Source organism: Marinicrinis lubricantis, from assembly GCF_042658665.1.
Classification (GTDB): Bacteria; Bacillota; Bacilli; order Paenibacillales; family KCTC-33676; genus Marinicrinis; species Marinicrinis lubricantis.
This window is the reverse complement of record NZ_JBHSQV010000094.1, coordinates 1-3,402: the sequence shown is the minus strand read 5'-3', so window position 1 is coordinate 3,402 and position 3,402 is coordinate 1. Positions and strand designations below refer to the sequence as shown.

Annotated in this window: 3 protein-coding genes and 2 pseudogenes; 3 read left to right on the top strand and 2 right to left on the bottom strand. The window is 39.9% G+C overall.

Annotation, left to right across the window (positions count from 1 at the left end; all coding sequences use genetic code 11):
- Nucleotides 1-119: 119 nt before the first annotated feature.
- Entirely contained in the window at nt 120-842 is a 723-nt protein-coding gene (locus ACFPXP_RS08320; protein ID WP_379893767.1) for an ATP-dependent DNA ligase, read from the bottom strand.
- Nucleotides 843-1,031: 189 nt separating this feature from the next.
- Here ACFPXP_RS08320 and ACFPXP_RS08315 point away from each other — a divergent pair, with 189 nt between their 5' ends.
- The 3 genes and pseudogenes from ACFPXP_RS08315 to ACFPXP_RS08305 all read left to right on the top strand — a co-directional run.
- A complete protein-coding gene (locus tag ACFPXP_RS08315; protein WP_379893766.1) occupies nt 1,032-1,217 on the top strand; it encodes a hypothetical protein in 186 nt (61 codons plus the stop codon).
- Between the two features lie 138 nt (nt 1,218-1,355).
- Nucleotides 1,356-1,678 (top strand): annotated as a pseudogene (locus tag ACFPXP_RS08310) (excalibur calcium-binding domain-containing protein); the annotation flags it as partial.
- A gap of 2 nt (nt 1,679-1,680) precedes the next feature.
- Nucleotides 1,681-2,253 (top strand): annotated as a pseudogene (locus ACFPXP_RS08305) (IS3 family transposase); the annotation flags it as partial.
- 422 nt (nt 2,254-2,675) lie between these two features.
- On the opposite strand, the gene ACFPXP_RS08300 reads toward ACFPXP_RS08305, so the two are convergent.
- The gene (locus ACFPXP_RS08300; RefSeq protein ID WP_379893765.1) at nt 2,676-3,107 is read right to left on the bottom strand and encodes a hypothetical protein; all 432 of its coding nucleotides are present in this window, start codon (nt 3,105-3,107) and stop codon (nt 2,676-2,678) included.
- Between the last annotated feature and the right edge of the window lie 295 nt (nt 3,108-3,402).

Genomic DNA, 3,402 nt, shown 5'->3' with positions numbered 1-3,402 from the left:
CCTTGGCTACAACCATTTTCTTAAAGTTCAGATCATACCGTTTTCTTTCCAATGCGTTCCCCTCCGACTGATTTCATTCTATCGGAATAAGGGGTGTACTGTCCAAGTTCATTTGGGGGCTAAATAGCAATCGACTTCGCAACGTTAAAAAATGACTTCTTCATGAGTGGTGGTACAGCTAGCTCCAGTATTCCAGCAGGCTTTAAAGATCCACTGCCGTCCTCTATATGAATCAACCATCCAAACTCACCTTTACGCCATCCGGCAATACGTACATTGTGATATTGATAATTTACGATTTTAAGCCAGCTATGTGATCGGCGGCCAACATAAGAGCTATCCTTCTTCTTGGCGACGATTCCTTCCATATTTCTCTGCTTAATTAAATCATAGAAATCAATGCCGCGCCCATCAATAGAAGCTGTAAGGGTAAAGTATGGATTCGGTGTAAGAACGGATGCAAGTATTTCTTTTCGCTCAACAAGAGGCATTTTTCTAAGATCTCTGCCATCAAAATGCAAAATATCGAAAACAACGAAGTTGACTACAGGTCCTTTCGCACCTTTAAACCTGCTCATGACCGCCTCAAAATCGTTAGTTCCATCTTGATTAAAAACGGCTATTTCGCCATCAAGGATCAAGTCTGCACCTTCCGGTGCGGGCACATTGTGCAGCTCAGGGTACTGATTTGTACAATCCGTCTTGTGCCGTGTATACAGGCGTACTTTCCCGTCTATTCGTGAAAGAATTAGGCGGTGTCCGTCTATTTTCGGTTCAAAAATATATCTATCATCATCGAAAGCTTCATGTACTGATTGCAGTAACATCGGTTCGATAAACATTATAATCACCCTCGTACAAATTACACCTACTTGATCTGAAGTTCTAGCGGTAATATTTACACAGATTTGATTATAAGAAGCGGGATCGATTTTCTATGTATATGTCAAAGAACATATTGACATCATTCGACAAAGTTCGTATATTAAGGCGTAAATGGTGTGCCAATTACGACTGGGGGAGAGGTTAAGTTGTTGAAAGTTCTTGCGTGGATCTTTTTCCCGTATATTATGTTGTTCCTTCATGGGACTAAGCTCGATAAAAATAAGCGGTACTTCGGAGTGGCCTGGAGCATTATTGTCGTCATCGCAATTGTCTCCAGTGTAGTGAATAACAGCGGTAAAGACAAAGAGCTCACAGCGGTTCCTGCTGTATAAATTGAAGAAAGAGTTTCACTGGACGATACGCAGACGGCCGGCATTAATGGTTCGATAGAGATGTCTGTCGAGGACCAAGAGCCAATTAATAAATTGGTTTCGGCTGAAGATACGAGCAAGATTGAACCAAATGAGCAAGTGACAGAGTCTCCAAATAACGATTCATCATCTAGCACGAGCGGCGCAACGACATCAGCAGAGATTGATTATGACATGCTCTTGTATTTTCCAGCTGCAGAGTATCCAGAAACCGCCGCACATATTGCTGCTGCTATCGAAAAGGGTGAATCCCCTGTATGTACAATTGATCGTAACGGTGCTGATGAAAACAGGGATGAGTCACTGGCTGGTATCCCTACACAAGATGGTTATGATCGGACGAATGGCCAATGGCAATGTGTGAAGAGGGAGGGGTTGGAGCAGATATAGCATATATAACTCCATCGGATAATCGCGGGGCAGTTACAGACGAATGGCCAAGGCAACACAAGAACACCGAGTCCTACCCTATAAGTTGCAACGGGATTTCAAGAAGGGAATTCCGGGTCTTGTGCTGCTCACCGACATCACTTACCTTCCATATGGACGGTCGGAGATGGCTTATTTATCAACGATTCTGGATGCTTCCACAGGAGAACTACTCACTCACAACGTTTCCAATCGCATCGACCTGTCTTTAGCAACAGATACGATTAAGATTCTCATGAAGCAACGACGCTTAAAGCTACATAAGAATGCCTTTATCCACTCCGACTAGGGTAGTCACTACACCAGCCCCAAATACCAAGAACTGTTGAAAAAGAAAGGACTTGGCCAGTCCATGTCTAGGCGAGGAAACTGCTCGGACAATGCTCCACAAGAATCCTTCTACGGCCATATGAAGGACCATGTCAAAAGTCGTGGATGCAGCACGCTGGAAGAACTAAAGCTTGAGATTGATCGTTACATCCACTACTACAACCATCACAGATATCAATGGGGATTAAAAAAGATGACTCCTGTTCAGTACAGGAATCATCTATTGTCGGCAGCCTAACTCTTTTTTTCAAAGTGTCCTTGACGAAGGGACCAGTTTAAACGTCAAGTTTCCCGGCCAACTTTTTATTTTAGGGACTTATTGGACAGCCCCTATTACTCAGGTTCTACCTATTAGAGCGGAGGTCTGTGCCCGCCCCATTCATCACAGAGATAAACAGCCATAATAGTATTTAGGTTTATTTCCTCTCTTTGCTGTCAGGTCATAAACTATATACGTAACTGATTTATTTATGTTGCGTTATTGACTTTAACAAGAATAAGCAAAAAGCCTAAAAAGTCAAATTAATAAGGGGCGTAGGCCCCCACTTAGTGCTTTGGCAATTGCTGTTTAATGTTGTTTGAAATTTTGTTCCGCAATTGAAATGGTATGGCTTCAAACGCTCTTTTTCCATTCAAATTAATTATAAAATACAAATCTCATTAATTTGATATCTGTAAAAGGTTCCTTATCTCAACATTTTTTGTTGAATTAATATGATGTACAATTGTTTTACCATCTTCCGTTACATAAACTAATGTTCCTGTACTATAATAGACCCCAGGTATATCGTCAAGTTCCAAACCTTCTCTTTTATAAAATTGAATGAGATGCTCAGCAACATTCTCCGCTTCGTACTTTCCGTCTTCTAAAGTTTTTTGGGAATTATTTAATAATGTAATAATAGATTCTATAGTATCTGGGTTCTCAATATTATGAGCATGATCATTTAACGGTGAATTGTCAATTATCGGGGTGATCGTTATTTTCTCTATATTACTTAGATAGTCCTGGTAATTATCTACACTCTGATTTTCACAACCCAATAAAAGCCCACATATCAAAATACTCAAAAATGTAAATAATTTTCTCATATTTTATCCTCCTAACTTAATTGTGTAATGATTATTATAACATCAAAAATGACTTTTTGATTTATTATCCTTTATATGATATATTTTACAATAAATCCCGTTTATTCATGAAAATATAATGAAAAGGGGGTTGTTTGTATAATATTTATACGGGATTTAAATGTTATTTACTCAACTTTCGCAGAGCCAAAATCGGGTTAATGGCAAGTGCAGCATGAGTTTGTGATCGATTAGATCGAATGCTTGACGACATAGAAAAACACCGCTTCGTTTGGTAAGGTAAGAGTGTCGAATT